Here is a 17,478-nt window from a genome sequence, read left to right as displayed (position 1 = left end):
AACAAGTTGTTCTTTAGTTTAAGCTAGTTTATTAGCTAGAGGTATATGCCTCGTACAGGCCTGTAGCTCAGCTGGTTAGAGCACCGTGTTGATAACGCGGGGGTCGGCAGTTCAAGTCTGCCCAGGCCTACCATTATTAGGGGCCATAGCTCAGTTGGTAGAGCGCCTGCCTTGCACGCAGGAGGTCAACGGTTCGACTCCGTTTGGCTCCACCACATAATAAACTTCTTTAGATGCTAATAAATAAATAGGTATCAAATAGAAACAAGTGATTCGTCTTAACAAAGACAAGATTACTTCTTTCTGTTTTATACAGAATCTGTGACTCGACGAGAGCACAGAGACTATTTAAAAACATAGATATGAGTCTGGGTTAGGAACACGTGTTCACGCGTTGTTTCTAACCTTAATAACTCACTACTTAACGACATCAGTTGTTATCCCAGTAGTGAGTTATTAAAAAAGTAAAGAGAACTGAATCAAGCGTATAAAATTAGGTGATATCGTTATCATAATTAGGCTTATATAGCACTTAGAAATCTAACTCCTATCTTTAGTAATAAAGGTTAGAGAAAGACTACTTGGGGTTGTATGGTCAAGTAATGAAGCGCACATGGTGGATGCCTTGGCAGTCAGAGGCGATGAAAGACGTGACAGCCTGCGATAAGCTTCGGGGAGGCGGCAATATCCTGTGATCCGGAGATTTCTGAATGGGGAAACCCACCTACCATAAGGTAGGTATCTTGTACTTGTACAAGAGGCAAACGAGGGGAAGTGAAACATCTCAGTACCCTTAGGAAAAGACATCAAATGAGATTCCCCAAGTAGCGGCGAGCGAACGGGGAGAAGCCGATTAATGCTAATGTAGAAGAACAGCGTGGGAAAGCTGACCGTAGTAGGTGATAGTCCTGTATTCGAAACATTAGCGTTAACATATTAAGTAGGGCGGGACACGAGAAATCCTGTTTGAAGATGGGGGGACCATCCTCCAAGGCTAAATACTCCTGACTGACCGATAGTGAACCAGTACCGTGAGGGAAAGGCGAAAAGAACCCCTGTGAGGGGAGTGAAATAGAACCTGAAACCGTGTGCGTACAAGCAGTGGGAGCCTTAATTTATTAGGGTGACCGCGTACCTTTTGTATAATGGGTCAGCGACTTATGTTCTGTAGCAAGGTTAACCGTTTAGGGGAGCCGTAGGGAAACCGAGTCTTAATAGGGCGTTTAGTTGCAGGGCATAGACCCGAAACCGAGTGATCTATCCATGAGCAGGTTGAAAGTGCCGTAACAGGCACCGGAGGACCGAACCCACTATCGTTGAAAAGCTAGGGGATGACTTGTGGATAGGGGTGAAAGGCTAATCAAACTCGGTGATAGCTGGTTCTCCCCGAAAGCTATTTAGGTAGCGCCTCGGACGAACACCATTGGGGGTAGAGCACTGTTTCGGCTAGGGGGTCATACCGACTTACCAAACCGATGCAAACTCCGAATACCGATGAGTGATATCCGGGAGACACACAGTGGGTGCTAACGTCCATTGTGGAGAGGGAAACAACCCAGACCGCCAGCTAAGGCCCCAAATTCCTAGTTAAGTGGGAAACGAGGTGGGAAGGCATAGACAGCTAGGAGGTTGGCTTAGAAGCAGCCATCCTTTAAAGAAAGCGTAATAGCTCACTAGTCGAGTCGGCCCGCGCGGAAGATGTAACGGGGCTCAAACTAGGAGCCGAAGCTGCGGATTTGAATTTGTTTTCAAGTGGTAGGGGAGCGTTGTGTAAGCCTGTGAAGGTGTGTCGTAAGGCATGCTGGAGGTATCACAAGAGCGAATGCTGACGTGAGTAACGATAATGCGAGTGAAAAGCTCGCACGCCGGAAGATCAAGGGTTCCAGTCCAACGTTAATCGGGGCTGGGTGAGTCGACCCCTAAGGCGAGGCCGAAAGGCGTAGTCGATGGGAAATCGGTTAATATTCCGATACTTGTTTATAATGCGATGGAGGGACGGAGTAGGTTATGTCAGCCTGGCGTTGGTTGTCCAGGTGAAAGGATGTAGGCAGACAGTTTAGGCAAATCCGGACTGTCATTATGCTGAGATCTGATAGCAAGCTGTACTTGTACAGCGAAGTGGCAAATACCATGCTTCCAGGAAAAGCTTCTAAGCAATAGTTATAAACGAATCGTACCCTAAACCGACACAGGTGATCAGGTAGAGAATACCAAGGCGCTTGAGAGAACTCTGCTGAAGGAACTAGGCAAAATGGTACCGTAACTTCGGGAGAAGGTACGCTGCCGATGGTGATAGGACTTGCTCCTTGAGCTGTTGGCAGTCGCAGATACCAGGCTGCTGCAACTGTTTATTAAAAACACAGCACTCTGCAAACACGAAAGTGGACGTATAGGGTGTGATGTCTGCCCGGTGCTGGAAGGTTAATTGATGGGGTTAGCGTAAGCGAAGCTCTTGATCGAAGCCCCAGTAAACGGCGGCCGTAACTATAACGGTCCTAAGGTAGCGAAATTCCTTGTCGGGTAAGTTCCGACCTGCACGAATGACATAATGATGGCAGCGCTGTCTCCAGCAGAGACTCAGTGAAATCGAAATCGCAGTGAAGATGCTGTGTACCCGCGGCTAGACGGAAAGACCCCGTGAACCTTTACTACAGCTTTACATTGAACTTTGACCTGACTTGTGCAGGATAGGTGGGAGGCTTTGAAGCAGACACGCTAGTGTTTGTGGAGCCAATCTTGAAATACCACCCTGGTCATGTTGGGGTTCTAACTCAGGTATAACAATACCGAGGACAATGTATGGTGGGTAGTTTGACTGGGGCGGTCTCCTCCTAAAGAGTAACGGAGGAGTACGAAGGTGCGCTCAGACCGGTCGGAAATCGGTCGTAGAGTATAAAGGCAAAAGCGCGCTTAACTGCGAGACCCACAAGTCGAGCAGGTACGAAAGTAGGTCTTAGTGATCCGGTGGTTCTGTATGGAAGGGCCATCGCTCAACGGATAAAAGGTACTCTGGGGATAACAGGCTGATACCGCCCAAGAGTTCATATCGACGGCGGTGTTTGGCACCTCGATGTCGGCTCATCTCATCCTAGGGCTGAAGCAGGTCCTAAGGGTATGGCTGTTCGCCATTTAAAGAGGTACGCGAGCTGGGTTTAGAACGTCGTGAGACAGTTCGGTCCCTATCTACCGTGGGCGTTGGAAATTTGAGAGGATCTGCTCCTAGTACGAGAGGACCAGAGTGGACGAACCTCTGGTGTTCGGGTTGTCACGCCAGTGGCATTGCCCGGTAGCTACGTTCGGATGGGATAATCGCTGAAAGCATCTAAGCGAGAAGCCCACCTCAAGATTAGATTTCCCTAAAGAGCCGTTGAAGACTACGACGTTGATAGGCAGGGTGTGGAAGTGCAGCGATGCATGTAGCTAACCTGTACTAATTGCTCGTTTGGCTTGACCATACAACACCCAAGTGGTTTGTATGAAAGCTCTAATTAATCTATCTTGTATAGCCTAGGCTATAGAATATATATAATTTCGATATCACCTTTAACCTTGATTCAGTTAGGTTACAAGTTGGTCGACCAATAGATAATATCTTGACGTCAAAACAATAATAACAGACTCATATCTAACCCCCTTTGCTGACGACAATAGCACGATGGAACCACCTGATCCCTTCCCGAACTCAGAAGTGAAACATCGTCGCGCCAATGGTAGTGTGGTTTGCCCATGTGAGAGTAGGTCATCGTCAGCTCTCTATTCCTAGATAAACCCCCTTTGCTTATGCAAAGGGGGTTTTCTTTCGTGTGCGGTTTGGAAATAAGAGGATTTCTCATTTGATTTGAAGATTTAGAGACTTCTTTGAGTTCGTTTTTTAGAGCTCGTGAGTTATTTAGCTGGTTAAATGAGTTTCATGACATGATATTTAAAGTGCTATCCAAGCTCATAACAGTCTTAAAGCGGATCAATTTCAGCTAAATAGACGATCTATATAGTTCTTTACCAGTTAGAGCTAAAGTCATCCAAATAAATATTTTCTCTAACCCATTGAAAAATATCGACTATTTAAACCCTACTTAAATTAGTTTAAAAACCTTTGATAAAGCAGTTGACACTCCAGTCAGAATCTATATAATACGCCCCACAGCAAAGGAAGCTAGGCAATAAGTTAACCAACTTATCACTTAGATTACCGAGTTGAAACAAATTAAGAAAAGAAGTTGACAGACTATTAAAACATGATATGATGGTCAGCTCGCTAAATAGGATAAGCCAGATTGGTTTAGCATATTTAGTAAGAATACTCTTACTGGACGACAGTAGAGACATTATTTAAAAGCATAACTAAAGAACAACTTGTGTGGATTTTTGCTGATTCAGAATGCTAAAAAATAAAGTTGGTTGACTATCTTTTCGATAGAATTCTAACTATAAAAATTATCATTTAAGACAGTAAAAAAACTCAAAGTTAATTCATTACGAACATAATTTTTAGCGATTTTGCCAGATTAGATGAGCCAAGTTTAGAAGTCTCTTTAAAGGACTTCATAGCAAGATTAAACTGAAGAGTTTGATCATGGCTCAGATTGAACGCTGGCGGCAGGCTTAACACATGCAAGTCGAGCGGAAACGATGATAGCTTGCTATCAGGCGTCGAGCGGCGGACGGGTGAGTAATACTTAGGAATCTACCTAGTAGTGGGGGATAGCACGGGGAAACTCGTATTAATACCGCATACGACCTACGGGAGAAAGGGGGCAGTTTACTGCTCTCGCTATTAGATGAGCCTAAGTCGGATTAGCTAGATGGTGGGGTAAAGGCCTACCATGGCGACGATCTGTAGCTGGTCTGAGAGGATGATCAGCCACACCGGGACTGAGACACGGCCCGGACTCCTACGGGAGGCAGCAGTGGGGAATATTGGACAATGGGGGAAACCCTGATCCAGCCATGCCGCGTGTGTGAAGAAGGCCTTTTGGTTGTAAAGCACTTTAAGCAGTGAAGAAGACTCTTCGGTTAATACCCGGAGACGATGACATTAGCTGCAGAATAAGCACCGGCTAACTCTGTGCCAGCAGCCGCGGTAATACAGAGGGTGCAAGCGTTAATCGGAATTACTGGGCGTAAAGGGAGCGTAGGTGGCTCGATAAGTCAGATGTGAAATCCCCGGGCTCAACCTGGGAACTGCATCTGATACTGTTGAGCTAGAGTATGTGAGAGGAAGGTAGAATTCCAGGTGTAGCGGTGAAATGCGTAGAGATCTGGAGGAATACCGATGGCGAAGGCAGCCTTCTGGCATAATACTGACACTGAGGCTCGAAAGCGTGGGTAGCAAACAGGATTAGATACCCTGGTAGTCCACGCCGTAAACGATGTCTACTAGTCGTTGGGTCCCTTGAGGACTTAGTGACGCAGCTAACGCAATAAGTAGACCGCCTGGGGAGTACGGCCGCAAGGTTAAAACTCAAATGAATTGACGGGGGCCCGCACAAGCGGTGGAGCATGTGGTTTAATTCGATGCAACGCGAAGAACCTTACCTGGTCTTGACATATCTAGAATCCTGCAGAGATGCGGGAGTGCCTTCGGGAATTAGAATACAGGTGCTGCATGGCTGTCGTCAGCTCGTGTCGTGAGATGTTGGGTTAAGTCCCGCAACGAGCGCAACCCTTGTCCTTAGTTACCAGCGGGTTAAGCCGGGAACTCTAAGGATACTGCCAGTGACAAACTGGAGGAAGGCGGGGACGACGTCAAGTCATCATGGCCCTTACGACCAGGGCTACACACGTGCTACAATGGTAGGTACAGAGGGCAGCTACACAGCGATGTGATGCGAATCTCAAAAAGCCTATCGTAGTCCAGATTGGAGTCTGCAACTCGACTCCATGAAGTAGGAATCGCTAGTAATCGCGGATCAGAATGCCGCGGTGAATACGTTCCCGGGCCTTGTACACACCGCCCGTCACACCATGGGAGTTGATTGCACCAGAAGTGGATAGCTTAACCTTCGGGGGAGCGTTCACCACGGTGTGGTTGATGACTGGGGTGAAGTCGTAACAAGGTAGCCGTAGGGGAACCTGCGGCTGGATCACCTCCTTATAGATGGCATTCGGTCAGCAAGAATTCACAACAAGTTGTTCTTTAGTTTAAGCTAGTTTATTAGCTAGAGGTATATGCCTCGTACAGGCCTGTAGCTCAGCTGGTTAGAGCACCGTGTTGATAACGCGGGGGTCGGCAGTTCAAGTCTGCCCAGGCCTACCATTATTAGGGGCCATAGCTCAGTTGGTAGAGCGCCTGCCTTGCACGCAGGAGGTCAACGGTTCGACTCCGTTTGGCTCCACCACATAATAAACTTCTTTAGATGCTAATAAATAAATAGGTATCAAATAGAAACAAGTGATTCGTCTTAACAAAGACAAGATTACTTCTTTCTGTTTTATACAGAATCTGTGACTCGACGAGAGCACAGAGACTATTTAAAAACATAGATATGAGTCTGGGTTAGGAACACGTGTTCACGCGTTGTTTCTAACCTTAATAACTCACTACTTAACGACATCAGTTGTTATCCCAGTAGTGAGTTATTAAAAAAGTAAAGAGAACTGAATCAAGCGTATAAAATTAGGTGATATCGTTATCATAATTAGGCTTATATAGCACTTAGAAATCTAACTCCTATCTTTAGTAATAAAGGTTAGAGAAAGACTACTTGGGGTTGTATGGTCAAGTAATGAAGCGCACATGGTGGATGCCTTGGCAGTCAGAGGCGATGAAAGACGTGACAGCCTGCGATAAGCTTCGGGGAGGCGGCAATATCCTGTGATCCGGAGATTTCTGAATGGGGAAACCCACCTACCATAAGGTAGGTATCTTGTACTTGTACAAGAGGCAAACGAGGGGAAGTGAAACATCTCAGTACCCTTAGGAAAAGACATCAAATGAGATTCCCCAAGTAGCGGCGAGCGAACGGGGAGAAGCCGATTAATGCTAATGTAGAAGAACAGCGTGGGAAAGCTGACCGTAGTAGGTGATAGTCCTGTATTCGAAACATTAGCGTTAACATATTAAGTAGGGCGGGACACGAGAAATCCTGTTTGAAGATGGGGGGACCATCCTCCAAGGCTAAATACTCCTGACTGACCGATAGTGAACCAGTACCGTGAGGGAAAGGCGAAAAGAACCCCTGTGAGGGGAGTGAAATAGAACCTGAAACCGTGTGCGTACAAGCAGTGGGAGCCTTAATTTATTAGGGTGACCGCGTACCTTTTGTATAATGGGTCAGCGACTTATGTTCTGTAGCAAGGTTAACCGTTTAGGGGAGCCGTAGGGAAACCGAGTCTTAATAGGGCGTTTAGTTGCAGGGCATAGACCCGAAACCGAGTGATCTATCCATGAGCAGGTTGAAAGTGCCGTAACAGGCACCGGAGGACCGAACCCACTATCGTTGAAAAGCTAGGGGATGACTTGTGGATAGGGGTGAAAGGCTAATCAAACTCGGTGATAGCTGGTTCTCCCCGAAAGCTATTTAGGTAGCGCCTCGGACGAACACCATTGGGGGTAGAGCACTGTTTCGGCTAGGGGGTCATACCGACTTACCAAACCGATGCAAACTCCGAATACCGATGAGTGATATCCGGGAGACACACAGTGGGTGCTAACGTCCATTGTGGAGAGGGAAACAACCCAGACCGCCAGCTAAGGCCCCAAATTCCTAGTTAAGTGGGAAACGAGGTGGGAAGGCATAGACAGCTAGGAGGTTGGCTTAGAAGCAGCCATCCTTTAAAGAAAGCGTAATAGCTCACTAGTCGAGTCGGCCCGCGCGGAAGATGTAACGGGGCTCAAACTAGGAGCCGAAGCTGCGGATTTGAATTTGTTTTCAAGTGGTAGGGGAGCGTTGTGTAAGCCTGTGAAGGTGTGTCGTAAGGCATGCTGGAGGTATCACAAGAGCGAATGCTGACGTGAGTAACGATAATGCGAGTGAAAAGCTCGCACGCCGGAAGATCAAGGGTTCCAGTCCAACGTTAATCGGGGCTGGGTGAGTCGACCCCTAAGGCGAGGCCGAAAGGCGTAGTCGATGGGAAATCGGTTAATATTCCGATACTTGTTTATAATGCGATGGAGGGACGGAGTAGGTTATGTCAGCCTGGCGTTGGTTGTCCAGGTGAAAGGATGTAGGCAGACAGTTTAGGCAAATCCGGACTGTCATTATGCTGAGATCTGATAGCAAGCTGTACTTGTACAGCGAAGTGGCAAATACCATGCTTCCAGGAAAAGCTTCTAAGCAATAGTTATAAACGAATCGTACCCTAAACCGACACAGGTGATCAGGTAGAGAATACCAAGGCGCTTGAGAGAACTCTGCTGAAGGAACTAGGCAAAATGGTACCGTAACTTCGGGAGAAGGTACGCTGCCGATGGTGATAGGACTTGCTCCTTGAGCTGTTGGCAGTCGCAGATACCAGGCTGCTGCAACTGTTTATTAAAAACACAGCACTCTGCAAACACGAAAGTGGACGTATAGGGTGTGATGTCTGCCCGGTGCTGGAAGGTTAATTGATGGGGTTAGCGTAAGCGAAGCTCTTGATCGAAGCCCCAGTAAACGGCGGCCGTAACTATAACGGTCCTAAGGTAGCGAAATTCCTTGTCGGGTAAGTTCCGACCTGCACGAATGACATAATGATGGCAGCGCTGTCTCCAGCAGAGACTCAGTGAAATCGAAATCGCAGTGAAGATGCTGTGTACCCGCGGCTAGACGGAAAGACCCCGTGAACCTTTACTACAGCTTTACATTGAACTTTGACCTGACTTGTGCAGGATAGGTGGGAGGCTTTGAAGCAGACACGCTAGTGTTTGTGGAGCCAATCTTGAAATACCACCCTGGTCATGTTGGGGTTCTAACTCAGGTATAACAATACCGAGGACAATGTATGGTGGGTAGTTTGACTGGGGCGGTCTCCTCCTAAAGAGTAACGGAGGAGTACGAAGGTGCGCTCAGACCGGTCGGAAATCGGTCGTAGAGTATAAAGGCAAAAGCGCGCTTAACTGCGAGACCCACAAGTCGAGCAGGTACGAAAGTAGGTCTTAGTGATCCGGTGGTTCTGTATGGAAGGGCCATCGCTCAACGGATAAAAGGTACTCTGGGGATAACAGGCTGATACCGCCCAAGAGTTCATATCGACGGCGGTGTTTGGCACCTCGATGTCGGCTCATCTCATCCTAGGGCTGAAGCAGGTCCTAAGGGTATGGCTGTTCGCCATTTAAAGAGGTACGCGAGCTGGGTTTAGAACGTCGTGAGACAGTTCGGTCCCTATCTACCGTGGGCGTTGGAAATTTGAGAGGATCTGCTCCTAGTACGAGAGGACCAGAGTGGACGAACCTCTGGTGTTCGGGTTGTCACGCCAGTGGCATTGCCCGGTAGCTACGTTCGGATGGGATAATCGCTGAAAGCATCTAAGCGAGAAGCCCACCTCAAGATTAGATTTCCCTAAAGAGCCGTTGAAGACTACGACGTTGATAGGCAGGGTGTGGAAGTGCAGCGATGCATGTAGCTAACCTGTACTAATTGCTCGTTTGGCTTGACCATACAACACCCAAGTGGTTTGTATGAAAGCTCTAATTAATCTATCTTGTATAGCCTAGGCTATAGAATATATATAATTTCGATATCACCTTTAACCTTGATTCAGTTAGGTTACAAGTTGGTCGACCAATAGATAATATCTTGACGTCAAAACAATAATAACAGACTCATATCTAACCCCCTTTGCTGACGACAATAGCACGATGGAACCACCTGATCCCTTCCCGAACTCAGAAGTGAAACATCGTCGCGCCAATGGTAGTGTGGTTTGCCCATGTGAGAGTAGGTCATCGTCAGCTCTCTATTCCTAGATAAACCCCCTTTGCTTATGCAAAGGGGGTTTTCTTTCGTGTGCGGTTTGGAAAGGGTGGGGTTTATCGGATAATCGCGCTGATTTATTCAGTTTAGAGTACGTATCCTAGTGAGGCGTTATCATGAGCTTTTTAGAAAAGCTTACCTGCTTCTGCTGTGTCTTCAAAATCAAATCCTAACTGCTCTCCTTTACGCTGTCTCATCTGTTCAATACGCTGTTTACGCCCAACGATGAGCCGTAGCACTTCACGACGCTGTTCAGTCGTCATCTCATGCCATAACTGACGCTCAGGACGACTGCGCAGGCAACCAAAGCAATAGCCTTTTTTATTGCTCGTGCAAACACCAATACATGGATTGGTGATATCAAACAGTTCAAACTGTTGGTTCATGGCGACTCCATTGCTATTACCGTCATTCCTTTGACCTGCATACAATCACTATGACAACATTCTTATGTCGCAAATACTGACTAATAGTGTGCCGTTTTATTGTTATTACTTTTGTCTAGCGGGTGCTATGCTTAGCTTCACTAGCCTATATAAGATAATCATAACAAAATTAATAAGTGAGATGATACGTGAACCTGATTTATATCCATGGACTGGACAGTGATGCGAACTCTACCAAAGGTAGGTTGCTAGAGGATTATTGCCATCAGCACCATTCTGATATCAATGTTTATCGTCCTAACCTGAATAGTGCTCCTGAGCAAGTTTTTGAGCAGTTAGTTAAATTGGTAACCGAATTAAATAAAGGTGCTAAAACTGTACTGATCGGTAGCTCATTAGGTGGTTATTTTTCCACATTAATAAGCAACCATCTAGGCTGCCCAGCGTTACTGCTAAATCCCAGTACTCAGCCTCATATCACCCTACAGCGTTTTTATAATGCATCGATATCAAATCGAGATAGCAGTGATGGGTTACCTAATAACAAAGTCCTGCATACGACGGCGGGCGGCTGGAATATTACTCCCTCAGATTTACAATGGTTTGCAGAACATCAACTTTTAGCAGTAAATTATCCCGATAAAGTCGCTGTGCTACTGAAAAAAGGCGATGAGCTGTTAAATTCTGAATTGTCTAAAGCTTTTTATCGGAGTCAGGGCGCATCAGTAACGGTGCAAGCAGGTGGTGATCATAGATTTAGTGACTTTGATAAACAGTTGCCAATGGTGATAGATATGCTACAAGATTTAGGACGGGTCTAAACAGACGACATTATATGACGTAAGCGATGGACTGTTAACGTTAATGTCGCTATTTTTCGTTATAATGGTTTAATAGAATTAAACGCACGCGAACAGTTAAGGATGCATTTGTGAGTCAATATAATGCGCAATCGTTAGAAGTTTTAGAAGGTCTTGAGCCAGTCCGTCGTCGTCCAGGTATGTACACCGATACCACGCGCCCGAACCATTTGGCGCAAGAGGTCATTGATAACTCGGTTGATGAGGCGTTAGCGGGTTATGCTAAAACCATCAAAGTGCAACTGCATAGTGATGGCTCGTTGTCTGTCGAAGATGATGGACGCGGTATGCCAACAGATATTCATCCTGAATTTAACCAATCAGGGATTGAGCTGATTTTAACTCGTTTGCATGCAGGTGGGAAATTTTCGACTTCCAATTATGAGGTGTCAGGTGGCTTGCATGGCGTGGGTATCTCTGTCGTCAATGCGCTATCAACGCGTGTTGAGGTTACGGTATGGCGTGATAGCACACAGTTTGATATGGCGTTTGAAAATGGTGCGCCCGTTACGCCGTTGACCGAAGCGGTTAGCTCAAATAAGCGCAAACGCGGTACTAAAGTGCACTTTTGGGCAGATGGTAGTTTCTTTGATACGCCAAAATTTAATGTAAAGCAGCTCAAGCATAATTTGAAAGCCAAGGCGGTTTTGGCAGCTGGACTGACGATTGAATTCACCGATGATATTAATGATGAAAAGGTGGTTTGGCAGTTTACTGATGGGGTGGTCGAGTATTTAAGCGAACAGTTAGATGGTCTTGAGACATTACCTGAAGCGCCATTCTATTATAATTACGATGCTAAAGCGGGTGAACGAGCTGCTATTACCTTTGCATTGTCTTGGTTGCCTGATGGTGGGACGCCAGTTCAAGAAAGTTATGTAAACCTGATTCCTACAGCTCAGGGCGGTACGCACGTCAATGGACTGCGCACGGGTATCTTAGAAGCCTTGCGTGAGTTCTGCGATATCCATAATTTACTACCGCGTAGTGTAAAGCTAACCGCAGAAGATGTCTGGGATGGGGTGAACTATATCCTGTCTCTTAAGTTCTCTGAGCCGCAGTTTTCTGGACAGACCAAAGAGCGCTTATCTAGCCGTGAGGCTGCAGGAGCCGTGCAGACATTGGCAAAAGATGCCTTTAGTCTTTGGCTAAACCAACATGCCGATATGGGTACGCAAATTGCCGAATTGGCAATTAGCAAAGCAGGACGTCGTTTAAAATCGGCAAAAAAAGTCGCTCGTAAGAAAATCACTCAGGGGCCAGCATTGCCCGGTAAATTGGCAGATTGCCGCGGTGATTTGCGTGATGGGGCTGAGCTGTTTTTGGTAGAAGGGGATTCTGCGGGTGGTAGTGCGAAGCAAGCACGTGATCGTCATTACCAAGCGATTCTACCCTTGCGTGGTAAGATCTTAAATACGTGGGAGGTCTCATCAGATACAGTGCTCTCGAGTCAAGAAATTCATGATATTGCGATTGCCATTGGCGTTGATCCGGCATCTGACGATTTATCTGAGCTACGTTATGACAAGGTATGCATCCTAGCGGATGCCGATTCTGATGGACTGCATATTGCTACCTTGATCTGTGCGCTATTCGTGAAGCACTTTCCTGCCTTAGTCGATGCTGGTCATTTATTTGTCGCAATGCCGCCACTCTATCGCGTCGATGTGGCTAAAGAAGTGCATTATGCGTTAGATGAAACCGAGCTTCAGCATATTTTAGCCAATGTACCGGGCAATAAAAAAGCCCAAATCACACGTTTTAAAGGCTTGGGTGAGATGAGTGCCGAGCAGCTGCGTGAAACGACCATGAACCGTGATACACGCCGTCTAGTCCAATTGGATATGGATGACATGGTACTAACCAACAGTGTGATGGATATGCTGCTAGCCAAAAAGCGTGCTGCTGATCGTAAGATATGGCTAGAAGATAAAGGTAATCTAGCCGATATCTCATAGCTATTTTTAGGACGCTTAGCATTATTTATAATCATGATTGAGTAAGCTATAACATAACAAAAGCATGTAAAATCCAGATTAGTGATACCAGCTTAATGGTATTATATGGATATCTTCTACTACATGGTGCCGTTATGACATCAAAATTATTTAATCGCTCTAATGCTAACAGTGCTAAGCCGCAACGCTCTAAAATATTACCAAGTCTCAATAAAAAACAGCTTGGGAATTTGGTTCCTAGACGCGGCAACAAGATTGCGCCAGTGATTGCGTCTGCATTCTTAAAAGCGGCTGGCTGGCGTACCGTTGGTGAGATAGCAAATATTCCACAGGCGGTGGTGCTAGCGCTTCCGCATACATCAAATATCGACGGTGTATATGCGATACCTAGTTTGTTTGCGCTCGATTTGAAAATTAGTATTATGGGCAAACACACCTTGTTTAAGGTGCCGGTCCTTGCACAATTGCTGCATTGGATAGGTATTGTTCCGATTGATCGCCGTAATAAAGGCTCCGTATTACAAGCGAGTATTGATAAATTTAAAACAGGTGAGCCATTATTTTTGGGGTTGTCGCCAGAAGGTACGCGTCAGTACACCAAAAATTGGAAGTCAGGCTTTTATTATTTAGCAGTGGGTGCCGGTGTGCCAATCTTGCCAGTGGCGCTGGATTACAATACCAAAGAGATACGCTTTATGCCTTTGGTCTATCCTACCGGAGATATCGAAGCCGATTTGCCAAAAATATATGCTCAATATCAAGGTGTAATTCCAAGACATCCTGAGCGTTTATCGCAGCCGCTACAGGACGTTAATAAATCAGCGGAGTAGTTTTTTAAGCAGTAGCAGATTATATTTATAAAAAACCCCTGATATGAACTGACCCCCAAATGTTGGACGGTTTAGTTTATATCAAGGACTGAGTTCTGTACTTAACAGGACTCAGTCCTTTTAGTTTGAGTTGAATTCTTTCATGATTATAGTAGTGAATATACTCATGAATCTGTTTCTCTAAACCTTCAATCGAATTAGGCTTTTCAATATAAATCGTCTCACACTTTAGGGTACCAAAGAACCCCTCCATGAGCGCATTATCCAAACAGTTGCCTTTTCTGCTCATACTTTGCTTAATACCATGCTGTTTCAGCACCTGTCCAAACAGTCTCATTTGATAATGCCATCCTTGATCAGAGTGCAGCATTAACTTGTTATCACGGCACGCTTTCGTCTTTGCCAAAGCATCCTCTAGCATCTTGCCAACTAAGTCATAAGTGGGTCTCTTTGAGAGTGTATAACTGACAATCTCATTGTTATAACAATCAAGTATGGGTGACAAATACAGCTTATCATCACCCACCTTAAACTCAGTAATATCGGTCAGCCAGCGCTTATTTGGTTTATCTGCATGAAACTGGCGTTTTAAATAGTTCTTCGCAATCTTACCTTGTTGTCCTTTATAGGAGCGATACTTCTGACGTCTTATCTTTGCGCTAAGCTTCATGTCATGCATAAGCTTAGCGATGAGCTTATGGTTATGATGACAATCTAGCTGCTTTAATGCAGCCGTGACTCTACGATAACCATACCTGCCTTTATGCTGATGGTAAAGCTCAGTAATACGCTGTTTTAAGTCTCCATATTTGTCTTTAACGTCAAACTGACACCTATGGTAGTAAAAGACACTTTTAGCCATCTTAGCGATGTTTAGCAAAGCAGATAAAGGGTGCTCTTGTCTTAGTGCTTCGATGAGCCTTGCTTTTTGCCTGCTTGTTCCTCCGCTTTGAGCAAGGCATCGAGCTTTTTTAGGTACGCAACCTCTGCACGTAGGTATTCATTCTCACGCTTAAGCTCTGCTAAGGTTTTCTCATCATCTGGTTTGCTTGTGATAAATGGCTTGGTCATGGCGGCTCTACCTTTAGGCTTGGTTATTAGTCCAGACATGCCTTGTTGTCGATATGCTTTGTGCCAGTGGCTAATTAAAGCAGGTGAGCTGATATTAAATGTTAAAGCGACCTCGGATTGACTTAATCCTTGCGTCAGCATGGTCGTAATCACTTTGTATTTAAACCCACTGCTGTATTTAGCCTTACTTGTCTTTGGCTTGATCGCGTCTATACCACCGCTTTGATATTGCTTAACCCATTTTTGTACAAGTTTCGAATCTACTTTAAACTTCTCACTTGTGGCAAGTCCGGTATGTCCTTGCAGATAGTATGCGATGACTTGCATCTTAAAGTCTAGATCGTAACGCATAAAAATACCCCCATAAGTTGTGTCCAACTTATGGGGGTCGGTTCAATATGGAGTATCAGGGGTTTTTTGTTTGCGCTTATTAATCTTGAGCCCTTACACATTAAGGCTTTATAAAGTTGCTTATAAGTAAACTTCGGTGTAATGGACAAAATTCATGCTAAAAAGTAGAAGGTAGTCGCTAATGGACATAATTCATGCTATTTGAGTGACTTTGATGCTAAAAAGTCTTTAATAAACCGTAACTTACGGCGCTCATTTAGCCCATGATGACTGTGTAATTGTCGCTTTAACTCACTAAACAAACCTTCAAGAGAATTTGTGGTGCTTGGTATGTCTAACTGCTCACATTCTTGATAAGTAAATAACCAATCACTATTGGTTCTGAGACTACGATAAGCACTTCTAAGACGCTTGTGGGTGTACCACGTTTTACCAGTATCGTCATTGGTACTACGCTCATTAAGATAATCTTCATGAGTCAAATACCAATAATCTAAGTGCTCTATGAAGTCAGCTTTATTAAGCTGTGTTAAGTCTAAAGCAAGCCCTCTAAGTTCAATGCTCGCGATGTTCTTAGGACGACGAGTCAGGTAACGAGTCACTATTTGCATTTGATGAAACTGACACATCTGACAAGGGGTGCTAATAAAAAGCGTTCTAAGTCCTCGTCTGCCATCGCAGGTAATGCTTTGTACATCAACGCCTAACGATGCTAAGTGATCCACTCCTTGCTTATAAGCACTGTTGGTTTCATGACTCACTACAGCGTAATAAAGAACGGTTCTAGTGGTGTTGTCCATAAAGACCATTAAACCAAACTTGCGACCAAAGTAGGTGGTGTCCATGATGATATTAGCAGTCGTAGGACGTTTAACTGGATACTGGGTACTGACTTTATCTAAGCGCCTTTGAATGGTTTTAAGACTACAGTGATACTTATCAGCCAGTTGTTTGTAGGTCTGTTTCCCTTGGGTATATTCAGTCCAAAGGGTTTGATTATTGAGTCTTTTACCACCTAAAAACTGCCGTCTGCAAGCCAGACATTGATACTGTTGTTTGCCTAGCTTGCGTCCATTCTTTTTGATGTGTTTATCACGACAAAAAGGGCAGTTTTTTGATTCATGGCGTTGATTCCTTGCAAATATAGACAGTATATAGCGTTAGACCCTACGCCAGCATGAAAAATGTCCATTACACCTAAACTTCTTATAAAGGTAACTGACGGTTAGAAGTGCTTACACCGCCATCGACGGGCAAATTGGTACCAGTAATCATGGCAGCATCATCGCTTGCTAAGAAAGTAATCACCGCGGCAATATCGTTTGGTGTGGCACAGCGTCCTAATGGACTATTATCTGATGATTCATCTATATTTGCTTGAAGATCTGTTATATCAGTATTTTGAATATCGGTGTTTTGAATCGCATCTGATATATCAGACTGAGTGACGCTTGGATTTACTGCATTAACGCGCACGCCGTCTGCGCTGTGTGCCGAAGCCAACGTACGGGTCAAATCAGTAATACCTGAGGTGGCAGCATCATAAGTCGCTGCACTCTGATCGCTACTACAAGCTGCAAATGAAGGAACGTTAATGATACTACCTTTACTCTGTATTAAGTAAGGCATGGCCGTCTGACAGACATACAAGGTTTCACTTAAATAGTCATCAACAGCCGGACTCTTCTGTTCAGTAGATAACCCACTATTTCTGCCTTGCGTTGTTTGTGCTGCGTTATTCACCAATATATCGATTGATTCAAACTTATCGATGACTCTTTTTATCATCTCTTGTACTTGGCTCTCAACACCAATGTCACAAGCAATGGTTAAAAAGTTGTCGGTATGAATCCATGTACGGTCTTGTGGAAACCCTTCAGTGATTTGATTTAATGTATCGGTCGAGCGTCCGACGAGTATGACATTAGCACCTTCATTCGCAAAACGAATGGCAGTTGCACGACCGATATGTGAGTCGGCACCTGTTACGACGACTGTTTTCTCTTTAAAGCGTTTCATGATGGGCAAGTCCTTGTTATCATCAGAGAGTTATTTGATACATAAATGGGCTAATTATATTGTAAAGTAGCATGCGTATTAATTGATTCCTCAATACGCGAGTAGTACCG

The 17,478-nt window shown here is 45.1% G+C and carries 8 protein-coding genes, 4 tRNA genes and 5 rRNA genes; 12 read left to right on the top strand and 5 right to left on the bottom strand.

The genetic code is table 11. The features are described from left to right. Positions 1 to 56 precede the first annotated feature (56 nt). The 9 genes from PCRYO_RS12430 to rrf (PCRYO_RS12390) all read left to right on the top strand — a co-directional run bounded on the left by PCRYO_RS12430 (position 57) and on the right by rrf (PCRYO_RS12390) (position 9,874). Positions 57 to 133 (top strand) — tRNA-Ile (locus tag PCRYO_RS12430). 6 nt (positions 134 to 139) lie between these two features. Then, positions 140 to 215 (top strand) — tRNA-Ala (locus PCRYO_RS12425). Positions 216 to 593: 378 nt separating this feature from the next. Next, positions 594 to 3,455, top strand: a 23S ribosomal RNA gene (locus PCRYO_RS12420). Between the two features lie 182 nt (positions 3,456 to 3,637). After that, positions 3,638 to 3,751 (top strand): 5S ribosomal RNA (gene rrf, locus PCRYO_RS12415). A gap of 804 nt (positions 3,752 to 4,555) precedes the next feature. Next, positions 4,556 to 6,094 (top strand): 16S ribosomal RNA (locus tag PCRYO_RS12410). Between the two features lie 85 nt (positions 6,095 to 6,179). Further along, positions 6,180 to 6,256 (top strand) — tRNA-Ile (locus PCRYO_RS12405). A gap of 6 nt (positions 6,257 to 6,262) precedes the next feature. After that, positions 6,263 to 6,338: transfer RNA gene (locus PCRYO_RS12400), tRNA-Ala, on the top strand. A 378-nt stretch (positions 6,339 to 6,716) separates the two neighbouring features. After that, positions 6,717 to 9,578 (top strand): 23S ribosomal RNA (locus PCRYO_RS12395). Between the two features lie 182 nt (positions 9,579 to 9,760). Next, positions 9,761 to 9,874: ribosomal RNA gene (gene rrf / locus PCRYO_RS12390) — 5S ribosomal RNA — on the top strand. Together the 16S, 23S and 5S rRNA genes with 4 tRNA genes alongside form the textbook arrangement of a ribosomal RNA operon. Positions 9,875 to 10,018: 144 nt before the next feature. Here the strand turns inward: rrf (PCRYO_RS12390) and PCRYO_RS12385 are convergent. Then, on the bottom strand, positions 10,019 to 10,279 hold the full coding sequence (locus tag PCRYO_RS12385) for a DUF1289 domain-containing protein (RefSeq protein ID WP_011514718.1): 261 nt from the start codon (positions 10,277 to 10,279) through the stop codon (positions 10,019 to 10,021). Positions 10,280 to 10,467: 188 nt separating this feature from the next. On the opposite strand from PCRYO_RS12385, the gene PCRYO_RS12380 reads away from it, so the two are divergent. From PCRYO_RS12380 to PCRYO_RS12370, 3 genes are all read left to right on the top strand, one after another. After that, positions 10,468 to 11,100, top strand: a complete 633-nt coding sequence (locus tag PCRYO_RS12380; protein ID WP_011514717.1) for a YqiA/YcfP family alpha/beta fold hydrolase — start codon at positions 10,468 to 10,470, stop codon at positions 11,098 to 11,100. Between the two features lie 110 nt (positions 11,101 to 11,210). After that, a complete protein-coding gene (gene parE / locus PCRYO_RS12375; RefSeq protein WP_011514716.1) occupies positions 11,211 to 13,097 on the top strand; it encodes a DNA topoisomerase IV subunit B in 1,887 nt (628 codons plus the stop codon). A 134-nt stretch (positions 13,098 to 13,231) separates the two neighbouring features. After that, positions 13,232 to 13,927, top strand: coding sequence for a lysophospholipid acyltransferase family protein (locus PCRYO_RS12370; RefSeq protein WP_049751818.1), 696 nt, complete (start codon positions 13,232 to 13,234; stop codon positions 13,925 to 13,927). 76 nt (positions 13,928 to 14,003) lie between these two features. Here PCRYO_RS12370 and PCRYO_RS12365 read toward each other — a convergent pair whose 3' ends face one another. The 4 genes from PCRYO_RS12365 to PCRYO_RS12350 form a co-directional block, all read right to left on the bottom strand. Then, entirely contained in the window at positions 14,004 to 14,843 is an 840-nt protein-coding gene (locus PCRYO_RS12365) for an IS3 family transposase (RefSeq protein ID WP_083759463.1), read from the bottom strand. Next, positions 14,831 to 15,349 carry a helix-turn-helix domain-containing protein gene (locus PCRYO_RS12360; RefSeq protein WP_011513068.1) on the bottom strand — a complete coding sequence of 173 codons (519 nt, stop codon included), beginning with the start codon at positions 15,347 to 15,349 and terminating at the stop codon, positions 14,831 to 14,833. Before PCRYO_RS12360 ends, PCRYO_RS12365 begins: the two co-directional genes overlap by 13 nt. Before the next feature lie 197 nt (positions 15,350 to 15,546). Further along, the gene (locus tag PCRYO_RS13360; RefSeq protein WP_011513019.1) at positions 15,547 to 16,194 is read right to left on the bottom strand and encodes an IS256 family transposase, variant Zn-binding type; all 648 of its coding nucleotides are present in this window, start codon (positions 16,192 to 16,194) and stop codon (positions 15,547 to 15,549) included. A 361-nt stretch (positions 16,195 to 16,555) separates the two neighbouring features. Continuing rightward, complete coding sequence (locus PCRYO_RS12350; protein WP_011514714.1) at positions 16,556 to 17,368, bottom strand: SDR family NAD(P)-dependent oxidoreductase; 813 nt, start codon at positions 17,366 to 17,368, stop codon at positions 16,556 to 16,558. Between the last annotated feature and the right edge of the window lie 110 nt (positions 17,369 to 17,478).

The organism is Psychrobacter cryohalolentis K5 (assembly GCF_000013905.1).
GTDB classification, from domain to species: Bacteria; Pseudomonadota; Gammaproteobacteria; order Pseudomonadales; family Moraxellaceae; genus Psychrobacter; species Psychrobacter cryohalolentis.
This window is presented reverse-complemented; position numbering and strand designations above follow the sequence as displayed.

Bases quoted from the DNA above. Each gene is read 5' to 3' on its own strand.
- PCRYO_RS12385 (WP_011514718.1), bottom strand. From the start codon at position 10,279: ATGAACCAACAGTTTGAACTGTTTGATATCACCAATCCATGTATTGGT.
- PCRYO_RS12370 (WP_049751818.1), top strand. From the start codon at position 13,232: ATGACATCAAAATTATTTAATCGCTCTAATGCTAACAGTGCTAAGCCG.
- PCRYO_RS12360 (WP_011513068.1), bottom strand. From the start codon at position 15,349: ATGCGTTACGATCTAGACTTTAAGATGCAAGTCATCGCATACTATCTG.
- PCRYO_RS13360 (WP_011513019.1), bottom strand. From the start codon at position 16,194: ATGGACACCACCTACTTTGGTCGCAAGTTTGGTTTAATGGTCTTTATG.
- PCRYO_RS12350 (WP_011514714.1), bottom strand. From the start codon at position 17,368: ATGAAACGCTTTAAAGAGAAAACAGTCGTCGTAACAGGTGCCGACTCA.